This is a genomic window from Thermocladium modestius (assembly GCF_055398215.1).
Genome location: NZ_AP043731.1, coordinates 1,128,153 through 1,147,102 on the forward strand (window position 1 = coordinate 1,128,153; position 18,950 = coordinate 1,147,102).

The window sequence follows — 18,950 nt, forward strand, 5'->3', positions numbered from 1 at the left end:
AAATAGTTAAATTATTAATTTCTGCTCTTCAATAGACGCCTAGCATTGGTGGGCCCGCCGGGATTTGAACCTCCCCCAAGCCAATGCTTGACCGGGGCCTTTACCGCCCTTCGGCATCGGTTATCAGCCGATCGCTCCACCATGCTGAGCTACGGGCCCTTTCACCATGGCATACATCAATGGTTTTTAAGGATTTCCGTGTTCCGGCCCTTTCACCATGGCATGGACCTAAAATAGACCCGTTAAGGCCTCATCATTAAGGAAGAACGGTATCTTAAGTACTCTGTAAAAGCTTAAATAATTGCCGCTGAACGAAGCGGGTCCATGAGCGTCACCACGGATGCCCGCATATCACGTAGGGTATACGGCGGATCCCTAGTGGGATGGATAATGGATGCATTCGATCTAAGCATGATGTTTCTCTTGGTGCCCATTATGGCGGATGTATTTTTCCCAGCGAAATATGGACTGGCAATAGTGGGCACGTGGAGCATATACACTACCACCTTCATATTCAGACCCGTTGGAGGAGCATTATTTGGAAGGCTGGGTGATTTAATAGGGCGGAAGAACACAATGATGATAACGTTGACGGGCCTTGGGTTAATAGTTTTCGCCACGGGCTTCCTGCCCACCTATGCTCAGGTAGGTATCTTGGCTCCAATTCTATTATTTATTTTCAGGGCAATAACCGGTACCTTCGCTGGCGGGGAGTACGGGAACGGCGCGGCGATCCTGGTGGAATCCGTGAACCCCAGGAGGAGGGGATTATGGGGTGCATTGCTGCAGAGCGGTTATCCAATAGGCTACACGCTGGCGGCCCTGGTCTACCTGTCCCTTCATTACGTAATACCAGCCAGCGAGTTCGCGGAGGTTGGCTGGAGGTGGATGTTCTGGATAGGACTAATACCTGCGATCGCCGGCCTGGCGGTTAGACTGGCCATGCCTGAATCAATTATGTGGGAGGACCTCAAGAAACGGGGGCAGGTCAATAAGGCGCCATTGACTACCATACTTCGGAATAAGGCGTATCTGTTAAACATGATAGCTGGCGCGTTGGCTATGACCGGGATAGCATGGGTATACGGCTTGACCCTGGGCTTCTTCCCAACGCTGTTGTCGTACCACGGCTTCCTCAAGTTCCCGTTTTTCCTCTACGTGGTGATAGTGGCGATATTGATCTCCCTAATCGGTTACTTGGCATCAGGCGCATTAAGTGATGGCATCGGGAGGAGGAGCACAATGATTATATTCTCCGCCATCGCAGTAGTGCTGTCAATACCTTTATCATACCTTATATTAACGCATGCTTATGGCTACTATGGAACCATGGCATTGGCCAGCTTGATGGCATTCATAACGACCGGAATCTATGGCGTAATACCGGCATACCTATCCGAGAAGTTCCCGACCAGCATTAGAAGCACTGGAGTTGGCTTCTCATTTAACGGTGGCTTCATATTGGGCAATTGGAGCACGGTATTCCTTTTGTTAATATCATCCTTGACATCGCCATCGTTCTACGCCTACTGGGGCATTTTCATAATAGTGGGCGAGCTCTTCATAATGGCATCCGCCCTCACGTCAAAGGAAACTAAGGGAGCGAGGCTGGAGTAGTGAAGCCGAGTACACGGAACGTTTTTTAACAAGCATTTCATCTATATCTACATGTCAATGCATTATATAAAGGGATTCGAGGCATACATACATGGCTTCTATGATAAATCCATCAGGGAGTACATGGAGGCAATAAGGGAGGAGCCAAGGAACCCTCTGTACCATAACTGCCTGGGGCTGGCCTTTATGGCGATTAACAAGTACGAGGAGGCAATTAGGGAGTTCGATGAGGCGATGAGGGAGGAGCCTGGCAATGCCAGCTACCATGCCAATAAGTGCCTTGCCTTGATAAAGGTCGGGAGGTGCCACGATGCCGTGAGGGAGGCAGAGCTGGCCGAGGCCGATCCATCCTTCTCTGGGCTCGGTAACTACGCGCGGGAGAACTGCCACCCGCGCAGCTTGTAGTACCTGTTGAGGAGGCTCTTCATCTCCTCATCGCTTATCCCGGGGTTTTCCTCGCCTATCTCGCGCCTCACTAGAGCGGGCAGCCAATCCATGTCGGGAGTCCATCCCAGTCGCTCGTTTATTTCCCTCTTCAAGTCCATTATGGCAGCGCCGTCCCTCATCATCTCCTCCAAATCCATTTGGAAGCCGGTGGCCAGGTTAACTGCCTTAAGCACGTCCTCCGCCGGCGGGTAACCGTACGTGCATATTATGACTGAGTTTTGCACTTGCCTGTAATCCTGGGCCTTTATTAAGCTCAAAACCCTCTCATCAGTGTCGACGTTCCACCTATCGCCCTGCTTTATTCCAATGCTTTCCTGAGCTGCTCCTATGTCCACCGCGTACATCTCACCCTGCAAGTGGCATGCTCCCCTGGTCGATGTAGCGTAAGTCAAGGCTTGCAGCTTGAATGCCCGCGGATCGTGGGCTGGAATCTCCAATCCCTTTACCGTGGCCACCATGTTTTTATCTATACCATGCCTCGCAGCGAATCTCTCTAAGCCATCCGCTAATTCATTGCCGATCCCCTTCCTATACGCTATGTCCTGTATGGCTTGGGACACAGAGCCGATCTCGTGCTCCTTTCCAAGCAGTCCATTATCGACGAAGTACTTCACGGCGGATATTATGACGCCGGTCGATATGGAGTCCAAGCCTAGGGAATTCACTAGATAATTCCATTCTAGAATACTAGTTAAATCGGAGTTGCCCAGGAGGGGCCCGAAGACGGCCACCGTTTCATACTCAGGCCCATCTATTCTCTTACCGTTAAGTCTCTCCTCCCTGCCGCACCCAATCACGCAGCTAGCGCATGGCCTGCTGACTGGGTTGAACATCTCCCTTAGCTTGATAGAGCTCAGCGCATCATAATTGAATGCAAGCGAGGTGAAGTAGTGGGCCGGGACATCGCCTAAGGCGGAGCCGGCATCCATCCATACCGAGCTGCCGAACTCCCTTAGACTGGTGCTGAAAGCAGCCTCGTATAAATACTTGGCGACGTAAGAGCTATGGTTGAGAAAACCAGCTCTATCGTGCAGAGGCACTTGCTTCCTCCCCCTCACAGCTATTGCCTTCAACATCTTGGAGCCGAAGACCGCCCCCATTCCTGTCCTGCCGGCTGCCCTGCCGTTATCATTCATGACTGCAGCGAAAAGAACCCCATGCTCTCCGGCCGGGCCTATGGCGGCCACGCTGTACCCGCCCGGCGATAAAGCCTTTATTGCATCATATGTGGTGAGCCCCCACAGTCGCGAGGCGTCAATGAGCCTAACCGATCCATCATCTATCACTATGGCCACCGGGCCCTGCGCTCGACCCGTTATCACCAGCCCATCTATGCCGCTTCTCTTCAATTCAAAGCCGAATCTCCCGCCCGAGTTTGACTCTCCCAGAAGGGTTGTCTGGGGGCTTCTGCTCACTATTTCGTGGCGGCCCGATTCTGGAAATGATGTGCCCACGAGGGGGCCTGTGGTTATTATCACTGGATTATCCGGTGAAAACGCGTCAGCCGATCTAGAGTACTTACCGAACAGGTACGAACCAAGCCCGACTCCGCCTATGTATTTTCTCCACACGCTTTCCTCCATATCCTCTGACCAAACATCGCCTGATCCTAAGTCAATGTGAACTATGTTGTTCCAATTGCCCTCCATCAATAGGCCCCCTCAAAAATGGAACTCAAATCATCCTCTCCCGGTATTACCGGGTTAAACGATAGCTCGCTGTCTTCCATAGCTTTCCTCACCATCTCGTCCAGTCGAGAATAGTAATCATCCCTCTTAATCCCCAACTCGCTTACCTTGATTGGCTGACCAACTTTCCTATAGAACTCGAGCAGTCCCTTGATTAGGTGGTCCACGTCATCTCCGAAGCCCAATGCGCGGCTCACCTCCTCATACTTGGACCTAGCCAAGGCATCTGCGCTGTTGAACCTTATCGCGTGGGGAAGAAAGAGAGCGACGGAGGTGCCGTGAGTCACATGGAAAGTGGCGCCGAAGGCATGCCCCAATGCGTGGGCCATTGCAGTGCCGCTGTTGGAAAACGCCATGCCGGCCATCGTCGCCGCCAAGTGCATGGAGTCCTTCGCCACCTCATCATTGGTCATCGCAGACCCCAGATTCCCGATTATCATCTTGATTGCCTTCTCGGCCAAGGCATCCGTCAGCGGCGTAGCTGTGTTGGCTGTAAGCGACTCGAAGGCGTGGACCAACGCATCCAGGCCTGTGGCTCGTATTATTGAACTCTGGGTTGGGGTGAACGAGGGATCGAGCACGATTATCATGGGAACCAAGTCGTAATTGCCCATCGCCAACTTCCGTCCATCATCCGTTAAAACCACTCCAAAGGATGCATCGCTGCCCGTCCCGGACGTGGTGGGCATAGCTATCAACGTCATCCTCGGATTGATCGGCTCGAACGGATTTAATGAGCGCAGGTCCCCGCCTGGAACGGAGAGGAGGTAGGCTAGCGACTTCGCGAAGTCTATGGTGCTGCCGCCGCCTATAGCTAGTATGGATGAGTAATCGCCCCTCACCTTATCATATGCATTGAGCACATCATTAACCGACGGCTCCGGCGATACTTCGCTCCACACCGTGTACTCCACGCCCTTCAACATTTCCTTGATCTTATCTCCGTGGATCGATAATACGTTGGGATCGACCACCACCAGTACCTTGCCGCTTAAGTACCTGCCTAGAATTCCTCCCACGTCTTTGTAGATGTCCCTTTGGTAAATTACCTTGCGTGGAAGGGTGAATATGGGCACTTCACCCATCACCTCAAGAATTGAGTAGGCACTCGCTGTGCTGCCTTGACCATCGCTATGGCTGCGGTCGAGTATCGTAGCAGGAGGGCCATGTTTCCCTTAACCTTTAGCTGGCCCATCAACATGGCCTGCGTTGGATTTATCTTTCCCTCTATTACCTTCTTCCAATTATCATATGTGGCTTGTATGGTGAATGGGGCGGATGCCTTGGCGGCGTCCACCGGGAACTCCACGGATAGGCATTTCCCATCCATCAAATTCAATACGAAGGCGGATAGCTCCAGGCTCAGTCCGGCCTCCTCTTCCACCTTGAATAGGATGGGGTCCTTCCACCCCTTCCCCGCCTTATTGTATTCCTCCGAGGCCGATAATTCGCTGCAATACCTACTCACCCACTCCCTAGAGGGAAACGTGATTTTTTGGTCAACCATGTTTGTTTTAATTAATTATTAATTAAAAACTTTACTTATTAGGAATACTTTTAAGTTTGAATTGGTTTGAAACCCATGAAGGCACTGGCAATACTTCCCGGATTCATACCGGTGAATCAAATCAAGAAGGCCGCCGCACAGATACTTCCCGAGCTGGAGATCACCATCGACGCCAGCTTCGAGAAAAGCGACGCCGATGTGTTGATAGTCACCACGTTCACTAAGGTTGATGCTGGGCTGCTCAATAGAATGCCCAACCTGAAGTTTATACAAGTGGCTAGCACCGGTTATGATAATGTGGATCTGGACGAAGTGAAGCGGCGTGGAATAATGCTGAGCAACATACCGGTGGCCAATAAGGAGGCCGTGGCGGAACACGTTATAATGTTCGCGCTGGTGCTACTGAGAAACTTCGTGCAATTAAACTCACAAATAAGGGCTGGACAATGGCCCGTCCTCACGGGGGCGCGAGAACTCAGGGGGAAGGTTTTCGGGATAATAGGTATGGGAGCCATTGGAACGAAGCTGGTGGAGAGGCTGATACCATTCGAGGTCGGAATCCTCTATAACGACGTGAGGAAGCTCCCGCAAGATAAGGAGGAGTTCTACGGCATTAAGTACGTTGAATTGGATGACTTGATGAGACTATCGGATATAATATCCATACATGTTCCCCTGACGGATAAAACTAGGCGTATGATATCGGAGAGACAATTAAGCCTCATGAAGGATGGAGCGATCCTGATAAATACATCCAGGGCGGAGGTCATTGATGAGAAGGCCCTCATTAAGGCAGTGAAGGAGAAGGGAATAAGGGTTGGGATAGATGTCTATGAGAAGGAGCCCCCCGACTTCAAATCGGAGCTATTCTCGTTGGATAACGTGGTGTTCTCCCCCCACATAGCCGGCGCAACCGTTGAGAGCCAGGAGAGGTTCCTCATGGAAACCATAGCCAATGTATTGAGGTATAAGCAAGGGCTGGAGCCGCAGTATAGGGTGGTTTAGATGAAGGGATACGAGGCATTGCGGGAGTCCATTAGGGAGCTAGACCTACTGCCGGCGTTCGGTAATCCAGGCACCACGGAGTTACCCATGTTGCGCGGAATAGATGAATACTACCTGACCCTGCACGATTCAATAGCCGTGGGCATGGCGGACGGCTACTCCCAATACGCCTTAAAGCCATCGCTGGTCAACCTGCACTCGGTCCCGGGCTTGGGAAATTCAATAGCATTCATACACACGGCGTCCAAGAATAGATCCCCCATAGTGGTAACGGCCGGGCAGCAGGACAGCAGGCACGCCGTTTACGAACCGCTGCTGTACGGCGATTTAACGGGGTTAGTGGATGGGTTGGTTAAGATGAAGTACGAGGTGAGGCACGGCGATGATATACCCATAGCGCTCAGGAGAGCTAGGGCCGTAGCTATGTCCCCACCCATGGGTCCCGTCTTCATTTCGTTCCCCATGGATACATTGGACGAGGAGGCGGTGTACGAGGCAAAGCGGGCTAGGCATCAATCACCCAACTTGATTGATGAGGAGGCCGTTGATTATATAGTTGATAGGTTGAATTCCGCGGCTAATCCAGCATTGATAATGGGATACGAGGTGGATGTGTTCGATGCGTTCAGGGAGGCGGAGGCCATGGCAGACGCACTTGGATGTCCCGTCTACGGGGAGCCGCTTAGCCATAGGTCTCCCTTCAACTCAAATAATTCAAGGTTTGCCGGCGACTTGCTTCCAGCCTCCACCTTGATAAACATGAAGTTGCTGCCCCACGACTTCATACTAATAATTGGGGGCGGAATCACGTTATATCCGTATCTCCCATCCCCATTGCTTCCCGGCAAGGATGTCATCTCCGTTGGCTTTGACGTGGATCCGAGGCTAGGGGAGGCATTTGTAATGAACCCCAAGGCATTCCTCGCCGAGGCTACCAAGAAGGTCAAACATAAGTGTGACTTTAAGAGGGAAGAGGATTTGCTATACATGAATAGGGTGGCGCGGGCCAGGCCTACAATGGGTATCGATTACGTCCTTTACAAGGTGAAGAAGACATTCGAGGGCTTCACGATTGTGGATGAGTCGATATCCTACTCTCCCGCGCTTAGGAACGTGATGGGTTATGGTCATAACAAGTATTTCACGGCAAAGAGCGGTCAGTTGGGCTGGGGATTGGCAGCATCAATGGGCATATCGATAATTAACAAGAAAACCGTGGCCGTGATCGGAGATGGATCCTTCATGTACTCCGTGCAGGGGCTCTGGACAGCCAAAAAATACGGACTGCCCATCAAGATAATTGTTCTAAGCAATGGGGGATATAATATATTGAAGAGCTACGCCAAGAGCTATTACCCGGAGTTGGAGAACGCCGATTACCTGAACATAGAGGCAGGCATAACCGATATAGCCAAGGGATTCGGAGTGGAGGCGGAGATCGCAGGCAATGAATTGCGCGAGCTAGAGTGGTTACGGGAGGGAAGCGAACCCAAGCTATTATTAATAAATGTCGATAGAACCGTTCAAAAGATGTTCCTATGAAGGTATCTATTCATGCCGAGCAAAACATCACCCTTCTTCCATCGATCTAATTAATCAAGATCCAAATTGAGGAGCAATTTTATCCACCTGACCTCCCCCCTGCCCTAAAAGGCGAGGCTTGTCGTCCATTTCTGCCAATCCATCCGGCCCATATCCTCATCTATCCATGTCCTCGTCCTTGTTCTCCGAAGCCTCATCTATCGGCTCGCCCTCTATGCCTGAATCATTCGTCTCATCCTCTATTGGAAAGTCCTCGTACTCAACACCTTCCAGTTTATCGCTCTCATCGTTTTTCTGGCTATTTGCAGTGGCCTGGGGAGCAACGGGAATTATGCCCTCCTTCTTGGGCTTTATCTCCCCTGCGTAATACTTATCCGCGAACTTATTGAAGTAATCCACGGGCAGATACCCCTCAACCACGTTAAATGATGCCTCCAAGCCACAGTTACTGCAAATCACACGAACCTGCTTCTCCTTCTTATCCAATATCACGTTAACGCTTGTCATGCCGCAGTGAGGACATTGAAATATCCTGGGCAACTTCTTCGCCGGTTTCGTGGCCAACTTCCTACGCACTTTTCTTCTTCCCATCGAACTTGAATTCTCGTTGGACCTATTTATTTCTTTTTCGCCCTCACCGAGCCAATCTCCATCCCTCTACTCACCAAAAACGACTCCAGCCATTACGCGCGAGCCATCCCTTCCCAAGGGCTCCCCCGATTTAATAAGCGGTGCCTCAAGCCAACTGACGGCGAGAGATTTACTGAAAGCGCACAATTGCTAGATCGAGCCGCCCATGGGTTTCCATCTCGTGCATTCTAATGCGGGCCCAGCGGCAGCTACTGATCAAACCATTGAGGACACAGTTCCTGCCTAGAGGAGAAGCCGCGCTGATCAATTGATGCAGGAATCCTTATTAATCCAGTCATCTAATCGAAAATCATGTTTCAATTAATATACTTGATAGGGGAGGCCCTGCTCCTCTACCTGCTCACGGGCTGGGTGGTATGGATGAGCGGGAGGAGGGGAGATGATTACCTGCTTCTAGCCACGGGCGCGGCCTACCTCTTCCTGCTAACCATGAGCCAGGTAGCGGCGGTTAGGTTACTCAATATTTCCCCATTCATGGTGCCTGGGGGAGTGATCAGCTACAGCGCCAGCGTGGCGATGCTGGACATAGCCAGCGTTAAGTTCGGTGCGAGGGTCGGTAGGTGGCTGGTCCTCACGGCCGCCGCAATGCAGGTGGCTTACTTCGTGCTCCTCAACCTGATAGCCATCACCCCCGGCACGGGCGGGAACGAGTTCCTAACCTCTAGCGGGAGGATAGCGGCGGCAAGCGTAATAGCCTTCCTGGTCAGCGAGAACGTGGACGTGTTTCTAGTTACGAGGCTTAAGCTTGGCGTGGTTAGGCGTGTGGGCGTGAGCGATCCCATAGCCATGACCATCGATAGCCTGGTGTTCATACCCGCCGCCTTCCTGGGGGTTTTGCCGACCCCCGTCCTGCTCGGCCTAATAGTGGGGCAGTTAATAGTTAAGTTCACCTTCGTCCCTCTCACAATGCTGACCGTATGGATGAACAGGACGATACTGAAGTACGGGCCGAAGACACAAGCAATAAGTTAAGCGGGGCAGGCCATTTCGAATTAACCCATTATCCCCAAATCGCCTGACGCGCTTCTTAACTGGATTGAATTATATGTAGTTAGAGACGTAATTTATAGTATTGGTCAATGTCATTAATTAAGGCGATAAGTACCTTTTCCGCTTCTATGAAATTAAAAAGAACCGATTGCTTTTTGCCGGCAAAGCAATAAACGGCCTGGGCATCTCGTCATAGAAACGTTTTAATAATCGTGTGGTCAATAGACCGAGAAGTTGAATGCGAAGAAGCCCGAACGAGGTGGAGCTGGTCAACGTAATAAAGGAGATAGAGGATAAATACTCCTATTTATTGGAGTTCATGAGCGGAACAAATTACCCGCTCCCCGACGTCAGGGATGCATTGATATATATCTCTGATAAGCTCAGCGAGATGAACATAAACGTGCTTGCGTTGGTCGACAGCATAAGGAGCGGCGCCGCCAGGAGGAGGATTGAGACGAAGGACTTCGGGGAAATGGTTAGATACATAGATGGATTGATAACCAAGGTTCAAAGCGTCCTAAACGTGTCCAGCTCACTCTGCATGCTGTCCGATAACAACGATGCGGTGAGGCTCTGCGTAACTGCGTTATTCCAGGGGGCTGGTTTTTCTGGAACCAGCATAATAAAAGACATAGTGCTTCTGGTCAGAAACATAATTCTCCCAATAGTAACATCGGCAAAAACTACATAAGAATTGAGCGGATAGCAAGCCAACACAATAAGTAGCTCGAAACAATAATTAGTGAATGCCTAGAGCCTCCCCATCACGGCGGGAGCGGCTTGCGTGGAGTCATTAGGAATTGGCGAATCTCTCCAATAACTGAATGAAGTCCATCAACTCATCTCCATCGAGGACCGCCAGCCAATCAATTGCATTGCCTATTAAACGACCATTCAATGCATCGATTACCATGCTCACGCATTCATCAACGGTCTTGCCCGTGGTATTTATCTCAACGGTCCTTCCATCAAACGCGCTCCAAGCGGAGTGGGACAATACATTCAATACCTCTGCCAACACGTTCTCGGCTGCCTTACGTGGAGGCCAGCCCCTCCCCATCAACTCAGCCCACAACTTGCGAGGATCGCGGCGCAGCACCACCATCCTATCCACTAAGCCGGGATCCAGTAGGTCTATTGCCAGCGTTTCACACACGCATCCATCGCTGAAGGACAAGACGTTATTTAAGGCCCTGCTTGACTTATCTGGATCAGTTATAGAAAACGTATTGAGCGATTCATCCCACACGGCATCTCCTTCCCTCAAAGCAACATCGTTTAAATTAATATATTTCAATCCAAGCCTACTAGATAACTCCCTCGAAATAGTGGTCTTCCCAGTGCCCGGCGTCCCAGTAATCACTATCCTCATGCTATGGCCTTATGCGGCGCATGTCCCTGGGAAACGGCAAGGCATCCCTGACGTGGTCGAGGCCGCATATCCACATAACTAATCTATCCATTCCCAGGCCGAATCCAGCATGTTGAACGGAGCCGAAGCGGCGCAAATCCAAGTACCAACCATAATTGCTGGGCTCTAATCCGAACTTGCGTATCTTGCTCACCAACTCGTCATAGTTCTCTATGCGCTCGCCTCCCCCTATAACCTCGCCGTAGCCCTCTGGGGCCAACACGTCGACGCTTAACGTCGTCTCCGGCCGCTGGGGATCGTTCTTGTGGTAAAACGCCTTAACCGCCTCAGGGAAGTGATGTAAATGAATTGGCTTATCGAATTGAAGGGTGAGAACCCTCTCCTCGTCTGCCCCTATATCATCTCCCCACTTGAGCTGCACACCCTTGTTCCTAAGTATTTCTATTGCCTCATCATAGGAAACCATGGGGAACGGAGGTTTTATCCTCTCCAAGTACTCCGTCTTGCGACCTATTATGCTGAGCTCCTCCAGGTTATCCTGAAGCACCCTCTCCACTGCCCTGCTTATCACGCCTTCCCCAACCTTCATTACATCGCGCAGTCCTGCCCACGCCATCTCCATTTCAGCGTGCCAGAACTCAGTCAAGTGCCTCCTCGTCCTGGACCTCTCCGCCCTGAAGCTGGGGGCTATTGTGTATACCTTCTCCAGCGAGTATATTAGGGCCTCAAGGTAGAACTGAGCGCTCTGCGTCAAGTACGCTGGGGTCCCGAAGTAATCCAGGCTAAACAACGTGGAGCCGCCCTCAACCGCGGCGGATATGAACGTGGGGGCCTGCACTTCATAAAAGCCATTGCTTCTGAAATACTCATGAACAGCCGAGAATATGGTGCTCCTTATCTTAAGCACCGCCTGCATTTTTCTACTCCTTACCCAGAGGTGCCTCAGGTCCAGCAGCAACTCCGAGTCCGCCTCGGCGGCGTCCTCATTAATGGGGAATTGCTCCCCCACGAATTTCCATAATATGCTATCGGCTTGGATCTCGACTCCCCCGGGCGCTCGTTCCTCCCTCTTCACTGTGCCGCCGACGTAAACGGCCGACTCTATGTTGAGCCGCGAAGCCTCTTCCGCCAATCCTCCTGAGAACACTATCTGAACTATGCCGCTGGAATCCCTTATAACTAGGAAGACCTTGTTCTTCAAGACCCTTTTCCTGTACACCCATCCCCTCACCACCACGTGTCTGCCCTCCTCTATTGACCGAAGGCCACCGATGGGGGTGACGTCTATATTGGGCAATGCCATATCCATCACTGACTGGATGTTTCCTTGGCTATAGATGACACCACCAGCTGGGAATTATCGTGTGGGCACCTCTCTTGATCTACTTTCCCCACGTAATCGCCGAGCTCGAATTGTCTCTTCTTCTCGAAGCCGCACTGGGGGCACTTGAGAATCACGAATTCCGTCAATTGTGCCTGCTGAGCCGGGGCGCTTATCCGGGCCATTAATGATTTATTAAATAATAAATAATACAGCAATAACGCCAGCGCGGCGAATATAGCCACTGAAACCGCCACTGAGTAGCCCGTTACAAAGGCATCAAATGACATGGTTCGTAGCCGATTATTTGAAGTTTAAAACTTTGCTGCCGGTCCCACTACTGAGCCACGCCTATAGTGTTGCCTACCCCTATTACCAATACCTCGTCCCCCTTTGACGTGTATACCTCTATTATCTTCTTTAGCCTATCCACTGCCGAGTTAACCGCATCATCTATCTGCTTCGTCATAGTGTTCAGCGCCTCCATCTCGCTCATCTTGATCAATATCGCGTATAGCGGAATATTGTGCTTAGATACGGTGGTCTCTATGTTGAACTTCTCCGCCCCTATTCCCCCCATTGCTACGCCCAATCCATCCGTTATGGTACCGGTCTTCTCGCCCTCCAGCTTAAGGGCAGCATCTATTGTTATCACCAGCCTCGGCTTCACATTGAGGGTCTCTAACAGGTAGTTCACGGCATCATCCAAGTGACCAACCGTGCCCCCCGGTCCTTGAGCCTTCATTAGATATATCTTCCTCTCGTTATAGAGGCACTGGCCAATATAGGTGTCCGGAACCACGTTATCCATGGAGGATTTTCCTTGACACGAATTCATGAATCTATAGATAGTCAATGGACCCGCTGCATCGCCTATCGGCTGTCCCTTCACGAATGAAGTTATGGAATTGCTTAATGCATTCACGGCCTCCTTGAGGAAAGGCAACATAAACGTCAATTGATATAGTAGGTAGTAGCTCTTGTACTTGGAGCTCAGTTTATAGTAGTGATCCACTACTTTATAGATGTAATTCAGATTTCTCAATACCTCCACCGCATTGGCCATGTTCTGAACCATGGGTTTATCGAGCCCAGGCATTATCATTCTAACGTCACCCTCCAACCTATCGCTGTACATGTTTATCAAGTACTTCAACTTGCGCACCAACCCCTCCGTCTCTATGTTGGTGGGATCTATCACCACCAAATCCATCAAGTTCCTCAACTCATTCTTGACCTTCTCGCCATCAATTGACGAACCATTCTTGGATCCAATTTGATTCACTGCTCCCATGAATTGGGAGATTCCATTGGTTATGGTTGCATTCAACTGCTGTAGGAAACCATTGACTTGCATTTGAAATCTCATTAATTGAAGATACTCATATAGAAATGGAAAAACGCCGAAATATACTATGAAAAGCAATAAATTGAATAATAAGTAATCCGTCGAATTGGAGCCGCTTCCTCCAAACAATTGAAATGCCGCCAGCACGAACATTCCTATCAACATACGGGTTTAAAACCGCTTAAAAACGTTGCGATATCGACAACTCACCCACGTTTTTACATTCAAAAATAGAAACTAATGACCGAGTCTTCACAACTATTTTTCAATCCCCTCCCACCTGAGGATCCCCCGAAGCCTTTGTTAAGCCCCTCAACTAACGTTACTTAGCTATGTAACATGGGGAATAATAACTATACTTCAATTCCAATAACTATTCCTACAATCACTTTAATTACAATGTTAAAAGCACAGTTCAAGTCCTCTTGAAACTATGCCTCAATTAATAACCAACCGCGCCTCTCGCAGGTCTTTTTCAATAATAAATTATTCCTAAAAAATTGGTGAGTACCCCTAAGTTTATTAATTAGAATAGTTGCTGATCAGCATGAAGCCTGCATTTGTGTCTCGCAGAGGAGCCATTGCCAGCGAGCATCCCTTCCCTTCCTTAATCGGATTATCGGTGCTGGAGAGGGGAGGCAATGCATTTGATGCTGCTGTAGCAATATCATTTGCGCTAGCAGTCAGCCAACCCGCGTTGAATGGACTTGGAGGTGATTTCATGGCAATGATATATAATCATGGTGATGGAAAGGTAGAGTTCATAAACGGCACTGGCTGGGCGCCCAGTGGTTTGACCAGGGAATTGATAATGAGCAAGTACGGCGGAGTCATGCCAAGATACGGGCCTCTTTCCATAGTGGTGCCAGGCATGGTAGGCGGAGTCCACGCGCTTTGGCAAAGGCATGGCTCGATGGAGTGGGGAGACCTCCTAAGGCCGGCCGTGAGACTGGCGGAGGCTGGATTACCGGTAATGCCGAGGCTGGAGGGTGCCTTGAATTCATTGAGGGAGACCTACCATGACGACGAGACCGCGAGGACCTACCTGGCAAATAGGTGGGAAAGGATCGATATGAGGAGGCTGGGAAAGACAATAGGCGGGATAGCCGAGGCCGGCCCCTCGTTTTTCTACAAGGAGGTGGGAGAGGCAATAACTGAGTACGTCAATTCCATGGGGGGCGCATTCTCGTTATCGGATTTCAAGGATTACACGCCTGAGTGGAGGGAGCCTCTTAAGGCGGAGTATAGAGGTTGCACGGTATTTGAGTCCCCGCCCAATAGCCAGGGATTGACCACTTTAATAATACTCAGGGATGTGGAGTCCAGAGGCCTCCCAGCCAACGCTAAGGATCGAATAGATGTGCTTCTCGACATTTATAGAAAGGCGTACTCGTTACGGGACGAGCATATAGGAGATCCACGATTCGTCGACGTGCCGATAGATAGTTTGCTAAAATTCAACGCTGCTGGCCCCAATGCAAATAATAAGATATTGGAGGGAGATACTACTAATTTCGTAGTTATAGATGAGGCGGGAAACATAGTATCCGCTATACAAAGCTTGTATCACCCCTTTGGATCCAGGATAACGGAACCAACATACCAAATAACCCTTAACAATAGGGCAAGCGATTTCAAGCTGGATGGACCTAATGGAGTCGCTCCACGCAAGCGACCCCTGCACACGCTATCATCAATGATAATCGAAAAAGGCGGGGAACCTATGGCAGCCATAGGAATAAGCGGGGGTCACTTCAGGCCGCAACAGCATGTCCTCCTATTAATGAATCTAATCGATAACGGAATGGATATAGTTAACGCGATAGACGCACCTAGATTTTTATGGGATGGAAATGAGGTGTTCGCGGAGGAGGGGGTTGATGCTCCCATCCGCAAAATAAAGTACCCAGGCGCCACCGGCGTTGCCCATGCCATCCAAATCTTGGGACGTGAACGCATAGCATATGCCGATCCAAGGGGAGACGGGTTAGCAGTGGGCCAATATTAATTCATTAAATTCTTAAATTTTCTAGATAAGATCACTTAATCTTTCAGTCCTAGGTATCCGCTTACGACTCGATTGACCTCGCCTATGTTGTATAAATCGACGTTGATGGCCTTGGATGGCACTGGAATTGCCAAGTAATCATCCTCCAAAAACCTAGTCCAGCTATCCGATATTTGCCTGCCAAACATAGCAATAATCTCCCTAAATAGGGCTGAATTATACCATGCAGCGACCAGGGGATTATTTATCTTTATTATGTAGAAGTTCTTTGAGGCACACAGGGGTTTTTCCGAGTAGTTGGCAATTACTCTGTTTCTCCTTGAATCTATTTTATCATGGATGAAGATATACCCATAAGGTCTCTTGGTTTTCAATTGCTTCCAGATATATTGATACCATCTATCCCCGAACTTCAGGGCCGGAATGCCCAACTCTTCGCCCCACTCTAAGTACCTCCCCAAATCGCCGTCGGGCTCCTCATTTATTGCAAGCACGTAGTACTTGGGATCCGGTACATATATTCCATCCTTGTAATGCTCTGGCTTCCTTAAGCACCTCACTAGATATTTCTTGGGTATCGCTAGCTCGGCTCCATTATTTCTATTTTTAATAATCATTGACAAATCATCCTCTCCCTTAATGCGCCAATATTTATTTGGAATAAAGAAGAAATCCGGCCCATACATTTCAATGCCCCTAATAATCTCGCCCTTCCTCATATAACGTAACAATCCATTCTTCATGGCATTCTCTATGATGGAAATCAATAGATTTGCCTTATCATGGTCAAACAAACTGAGCCAATTCCTGTCGGCCAACTTCGGTAGCTCGTATAGATTCACCGAGTTCACCTCATTCATATCTCCATTATATTTATAAATCGCCGTATTCAAGCTTCCAATTAATGGGGAATGCCCATTCCTTTTCCTGACGAAAATTATCAATTCCTTAAAACCACTGCCTACGCTGAAGGCAGGCTCCCTCTTGTTTTCAACCAATCCTATCACGTCGTACCGCCGCTTCAACAGCTTCTTCACGCCCTCTCCTTGCTTAGTATAGAACGTTGATGCCGGCATTACTATAGCTGCATAACCCCCGTCCCTAAGTATGAAATCTATCAAGAATAAGGAAAGCACGTGCAAACCGGGATCCCCCCTCATAATGAGGTCCCCATAACCTCTTGAATTCATTACTTTTAGGATCTCATTCCTATCACGGATCAAGTGCCACCTAACGAAGGGTGGATTTGAAATGATTATGTCCGCTTCATATTTCCATGCGACCTTAAACGCATCGCCGCACACAACTTCCACGTCGGAGTACAAGGAGGATAAAACCTCATGAGCCAACTCACATGGTTGTCTGTTTATCTCGATTCCTATCACCTTCCTGGGCTTAATCAAGTCATTTATGGATGAGAGCATGACTCCCGAACCCATGAAGGGATCCATTATTGTCACATCCCTCCTATACTGCTCATCCAGCATTCGGAGGAAGCTTCTGATAACTGCAAGGCCATCCCTGCTAGTGTAGTAAGATGACGTTCTCTTCCTATCCACGCTCCTTTGAACTTCATATTGCCCATCGCTTAAGTACACCGAATCCCCCCTATCACCACATCCCCCCTCGTTTAACTACTATCTACTTTCCCCACCACTTAAACCTAGCACGCGATAAAGCCGGTATATTAATCTCCCCGGGCTCTTAAGGGCTTCCTTGAATCGGTTCATCGTTTGCGGTTCACTGCCCTCATCTTCACTGCACACGGCTGGTTGACGCGTAGGGCACCCACCCCGCTCCACTCGTTCAGCAATGAACCATGGACCGGGCCTTCAACTCCATCCCTAAAGGGAGTGGGAGTCAATTCTATTTATCACACAAACACTTCCCACCAGCATCGCCTGATGTCTCCACCACATTGATAAGGGGATTGGAAGCTGTGCTTGGATGAGGGGGGTGCAATTCCCTCGAACCCATTCCACTTCCAAGGTAATTAATGCATTGCGGTCAGAGGGTCTCAGGAAGTGAACCATCCCCCCTCACGGACGAGGTCTCTGGCGGGCATAATTATTATTATGCCTGTTGGGCGGGAACATCCTCTCTCAATGAGGTATTTCCTGCCTCGCGAAACTTACTTCCCCGGCGGAAGAAAACTTCGGCTTCAACTTCCCTTGAAGTGCAGCGGGTGAGTCCGCATTCTCTGCCATAATTGTAATTGTGTGAGGGGGAGTCATATCATCGATATCAAGCCAGCGATTCCCCCGATTATTATCACGGCTGTCATTGCCCAGTACATCGCTGATTCCCAGGGCTTATAGGTGAGGCCCTTCATTATATTTGGATCCGTCACTAAGCGGCCAAGAACATAGAGCGATGGTATAATGATTATAGTGTATAAAACCATTAGGTCCAGCATCAATTCCACGTAATTACTATATAAAATTACCAACACTAGAGCCGGAAGGCTCTCCATCAAGTAAACTGAAAGAAATGCCCTCCTCGATGTTCGCCCCACGGCCTCCAATACGCCCCACGCAGATGCCATAGATATCACCACCAGCGCCAGGAAACCAGCCGCTAGGAAGCCCATGGCTAATAGGAACGGGGCTGCCGAACCGAAGGGGGCCAACGCATGCGATAATTCGTCAATGTTAAGGAAATCATTGACGTTCCTCAAGTGAATTCCATCTATCACTATCATAGCCATCAATACCTCCGATGCAATCGCTCCTATTAGCGTCTCCAGCCTCTCCGCCCTTAGATCGCTGGTTTTCAATTTCTTTCTGGAATCCGCGCCCGAGTGAAAGTACAGCATCCACGGCATTATGACGGCGCCTATATTGGCGGCCAGCAAGTAATCAAATGATGGATTTCCGTAAGGCTGTAATGGAGAGAGACCGGATAGCACGAGCGACGGATTTGGCTTGAACAGCACTGCTGATGCAGCTATGCTGGCTGCCAACACGAAGCTTATCGGTAACATTATAATCTCGGCCTTCCTGTAGTTCCTGGATAGAACCACCACGGCATGGAACACATATATCAACAGCAGAAGCGGAATTAAAGGAAGCCCCAAGAGCATTATTCCAATGGATATCCCGGCGTACTCCGCGACGTACTCCAAGAAGTCCGAGACGGCCATTGGGATGGATAAGATGGCCGCCGTCTTGCCGCTATACCTAATCCTTATTGCCTCGCCCAAACCCTTGCCCCCAACGGTGCCCAAGCGACCGGCAGCGTCTTGAATAACGAAGAGGGGAATAGTCAAAATTATCATAATGAATATCATCCTGTACCCCCAAGTGGCTCCCGACTGCAGTCCAGTGACTATGCTGGCAACATCTATATCCGCCATCATTACCAACCAAGCCGGCCCGAACACATATAATTGCCGCCTGATGGTTTCCGCATCTACGCGTAAATTCACGGGAAAGCCATAGGGATCGCCAAA

17 protein-coding genes and 1 tRNA gene are annotated in these 18,950 nt (G+C 49.7%); 7 read left to right on the forward strand and 11 right to left on the reverse strand.

Annotation, left to right across the window (positions count from 1 at the left end; genetic code table 11):
* Window positions 1-46 precede the first annotated feature (46 nt).
* Window positions 47-159, reverse strand: a tRNA-Ile gene (locus ACZ5ZS_RS05840).
* 165 nt (window positions 160-324) lie between these two features.
* Here ACZ5ZS_RS05840 and ACZ5ZS_RS05845 point away from each other — a divergent pair.
* Window positions 325-1,617 carry an MFS transporter gene (locus ACZ5ZS_RS05845; RefSeq protein WP_188596689.1) on the forward strand — a complete coding sequence of 431 codons (1,293 nt, stop codon included), beginning with the start codon at window positions 325-327 and terminating at the stop codon, window positions 1,615-1,617.
* 51 nt (window positions 1,618-1,668) lie between these two features.
* Window positions 1,669-2,022 (forward strand): tetratricopeptide repeat protein, encoded by a 354-nt coding sequence (locus tag ACZ5ZS_RS05850; protein WP_075059427.1) that lies wholly within the window; start codon window positions 1,669-1,671, stop codon window positions 2,020-2,022.
* On the opposite strand, the gene ACZ5ZS_RS05855 is transcribed toward ACZ5ZS_RS05850, so the two are convergent.
* Genes ACZ5ZS_RS05855 through ACZ5ZS_RS05865 form a run of 3 tightly spaced genes read right to left on the reverse strand, consistent with a single transcriptional unit; the run spans window position 1,986 to window position 5,259 of the window.
* Window positions 1,986-3,713, reverse strand: coding sequence for an aldehyde ferredoxin oxidoreductase family protein (locus ACZ5ZS_RS05855; RefSeq protein WP_188596690.1), 1,728 nt, complete (start codon window positions 3,711-3,713; stop codon window positions 1,986-1,988). The genes ACZ5ZS_RS05850 and ACZ5ZS_RS05855 overlap by 37 nt on opposite strands.
* Window positions 3,713-4,828, reverse strand: a complete 1,116-nt coding sequence (locus ACZ5ZS_RS05860; protein ID WP_188596691.1) for an iron-containing alcohol dehydrogenase family protein — start codon at window positions 4,826-4,828, stop codon at window positions 3,713-3,715. Before ACZ5ZS_RS05860 ends, ACZ5ZS_RS05855 begins: the two co-directional genes overlap by 1 nt.
* 8 nt (window positions 4,829-4,836) lie before the next feature.
* Window positions 4,837-5,259 (reverse strand): SCP2 sterol-binding domain-containing protein, encoded by a 423-nt coding sequence (locus tag ACZ5ZS_RS05865; RefSeq protein WP_188596692.1) that lies wholly within the window; start codon window positions 5,257-5,259, stop codon window positions 4,837-4,839.
* Window positions 5,260-5,334: 75 nt separating this feature from the next.
* On the opposite strand from ACZ5ZS_RS05865, the gene ACZ5ZS_RS05870 reads away from it, so the two are divergent.
* Together ACZ5ZS_RS05870 and ACZ5ZS_RS05875 are read left to right on the forward strand one after the other, a co-directional pair.
* On the forward strand, window positions 5,335-6,264 hold the full coding sequence (locus tag ACZ5ZS_RS05870) for a 2-hydroxyacid dehydrogenase (RefSeq protein WP_188596693.1): 930 nt from the start codon (window positions 5,335-5,337) through the stop codon (window positions 6,262-6,264).
* Entirely contained in the window at window positions 6,265-7,806 is a 1,542-nt protein-coding gene (locus tag ACZ5ZS_RS05875) for a thiamine pyrophosphate-binding protein (RefSeq protein ID WP_188596694.1), read from the forward strand.
* Between the two features lie 156 nt (window positions 7,807-7,962).
* On the opposite strand, the gene ACZ5ZS_RS05880 is transcribed toward ACZ5ZS_RS05875, so the two are convergent.
* Window positions 7,963-8,397: a hypothetical protein gene (locus ACZ5ZS_RS05880; RefSeq protein ID WP_188596695.1), complete on the reverse strand. Its 435-nt coding sequence runs from the start codon at window positions 8,395-8,397 to the stop codon at window positions 7,963-7,965.
* 351 nt (window positions 8,398-8,748) lie between these two features.
* On the opposite strand from ACZ5ZS_RS05880, the gene ACZ5ZS_RS05885 reads away from it, so the two are divergent.
* The gene (locus ACZ5ZS_RS05885; RefSeq protein WP_188596696.1) at window positions 8,749-9,429 is read left to right on the forward strand and encodes a VUT family protein; all 681 of its coding nucleotides are present in this window, start codon (window positions 8,749-8,751) and stop codon (window positions 9,427-9,429) included.
* Between the two features lie 256 nt (window positions 9,430-9,685).
* The gene (locus ACZ5ZS_RS05890) at window positions 9,686-10,141 is read left to right on the forward strand and encodes a hypothetical protein (RefSeq protein ID WP_188596697.1); all 456 of its coding nucleotides are present in this window, start codon (window positions 9,686-9,688) and stop codon (window positions 10,139-10,141) included.
* A 102-nt stretch (window positions 10,142-10,243) separates the two neighbouring features.
* Here ACZ5ZS_RS05890 and ACZ5ZS_RS05895 read toward each other — a convergent pair whose 3' ends face one another.
* The 4 genes from ACZ5ZS_RS05895 to ACZ5ZS_RS05910 are packed head-to-tail and all read right to left on the reverse strand — an operon-like array spanning window position 10,244 to window position 13,656.
* Window positions 10,244-10,822, reverse strand: a complete 579-nt coding sequence (locus ACZ5ZS_RS05895; RefSeq protein ID WP_188596698.1) for an AAA family ATPase — start codon at window positions 10,820-10,822, stop codon at window positions 10,244-10,246.
* Window position 10,823: 1 nt separating this feature from the next.
* Window positions 10,824-12,125, reverse strand: coding sequence for an asparagine--tRNA ligase (asnS, locus tag ACZ5ZS_RS05900; RefSeq protein WP_188596699.1), 1,302 nt, complete (start codon window positions 12,123-12,125; stop codon window positions 10,824-10,826).
* A gap of 5 nt (window positions 12,126-12,130) precedes the next feature.
* Complete coding sequence (locus ACZ5ZS_RS05905) at window positions 12,131-12,433, reverse strand: hypothetical protein (RefSeq protein ID WP_188596700.1); 303 nt, start codon at window positions 12,431-12,433, stop codon at window positions 12,131-12,133.
* A gap of 47 nt (window positions 12,434-12,480) precedes the next feature.
* Window positions 12,481-13,656, reverse strand: coding sequence for a DUF1512 domain-containing protein (locus ACZ5ZS_RS05910; protein WP_229657719.1), 1,176 nt, complete (start codon window positions 13,654-13,656; stop codon window positions 12,481-12,483).
* 382 nt (window positions 13,657-14,038) lie between these two features.
* Between ACZ5ZS_RS05910 and ACZ5ZS_RS05915 the strand changes: the two genes are divergently transcribed.
* On the forward strand, window positions 14,039-15,499 hold the full coding sequence (locus ACZ5ZS_RS05915) for a gamma-glutamyltransferase family protein (protein ID WP_188596701.1): 1,461 nt from the start codon (window positions 14,039-14,041) through the stop codon (window positions 15,497-15,499).
* A 35-nt stretch (window positions 15,500-15,534) separates the two neighbouring features.
* Here ACZ5ZS_RS05915 and ACZ5ZS_RS05920 read toward each other — a convergent pair whose 3' ends face one another.
* Complete coding sequence (locus tag ACZ5ZS_RS05920; protein ID WP_188596702.1) at window positions 15,535-17,097, reverse strand: N-6 DNA methylase; 1,563 nt, start codon at window positions 17,095-17,097, stop codon at window positions 15,535-15,537.
* Between the two features lie 632 nt (window positions 17,098-17,729).
* Entirely contained in the window at window positions 17,730-18,926 is a 1,197-nt protein-coding gene (locus ACZ5ZS_RS05925) for an NRAMP family divalent metal transporter (RefSeq protein ID WP_229657720.1), read from the reverse strand.
* Between the last annotated feature and the right edge of the window lie 24 nt (window positions 18,927-18,950).

What these genes read in the sequence shown, in the direction of transcription:
- ACZ5ZS_RS05845 (WP_188596689.1), top strand. Translation starts at nt 325, where the DNA reads ATGAGCGTCACCACGGATGCCCGCATATCACGTAGGGTATACGGCGGA.
- ACZ5ZS_RS05910 (WP_229657719.1), bottom strand. Translation starts at nt 13,656, where the DNA reads ATGTTGATAGGAATGTTCGTGCTGGCGGCATTTCAATTGTTTGGAGGA.
- ACZ5ZS_RS05895 (WP_188596698.1), bottom strand. Translation starts at nt 10,822, where the DNA reads ATGAGGATAGTGATTACTGGGACGCCGGGCACTGGGAAGACCACTATT.
- ACZ5ZS_RS05865 (WP_188596692.1), bottom strand. Translation starts at nt 5,259, where the DNA reads ATGGTTGACCAAAAAATCACGTTTCCCTCTAGGGAGTGGGTGAGTAGG.
- ACZ5ZS_RS05880 (WP_188596695.1), bottom strand. Translation starts at nt 8,397, where the DNA reads ATGGGAAGAAGAAAAGTGCGTAGGAAGTTGGCCACGAAACCGGCGAAG.
- ACZ5ZS_RS05905 (WP_188596700.1), bottom strand. Translation starts at nt 12,433, where the DNA reads ATGTCATTTGATGCCTTTGTAACGGGCTACTCAGTGGCGGTTTCAGTG.
- ACZ5ZS_RS05890 (WP_188596697.1), top strand. Translation starts at nt 9,686, where the DNA reads ATGCGAAGAAGCCCGAACGAGGTGGAGCTGGTCAACGTAATAAAGGAG.
- ACZ5ZS_RS05855 (WP_188596690.1), bottom strand. Translation starts at nt 3,713, where the DNA reads ATGGAGGGCAATTGGAACAACATAGTTCACATTGACTTAGGATCAGGC.
- ACZ5ZS_RS05850 (WP_075059427.1), top strand. Translation starts at nt 1,669, where the DNA reads ATGTCAATGCATTATATAAAGGGATTCGAGGCATACATACATGGCTTC.
- ACZ5ZS_RS05870 (WP_188596693.1), top strand. Translation starts at nt 5,335, where the DNA reads ATGAAGGCACTGGCAATACTTCCCGGATTCATACCGGTGAATCAAATC.
- ACZ5ZS_RS05885 (WP_188596696.1), top strand. Translation starts at nt 8,749, where the DNA reads ATGTTTCAATTAATATACTTGATAGGGGAGGCCCTGCTCCTCTACCTG.
- asnS (WP_188596699.1), bottom strand. Translation starts at nt 12,125, where the DNA reads ATGGCATTGCCCAATATAGACGTCACCCCCATCGGTGGCCTTCGGTCA.
- ACZ5ZS_RS05875 (WP_188596694.1), top strand. Translation starts at nt 6,265, where the DNA reads ATGAAGGGATACGAGGCATTGCGGGAGTCCATTAGGGAGCTAGACCTA.
- ACZ5ZS_RS05915 (WP_188596701.1), top strand. Translation starts at nt 14,039, where the DNA reads ATGAAGCCTGCATTTGTGTCTCGCAGAGGAGCCATTGCCAGCGAGCAT.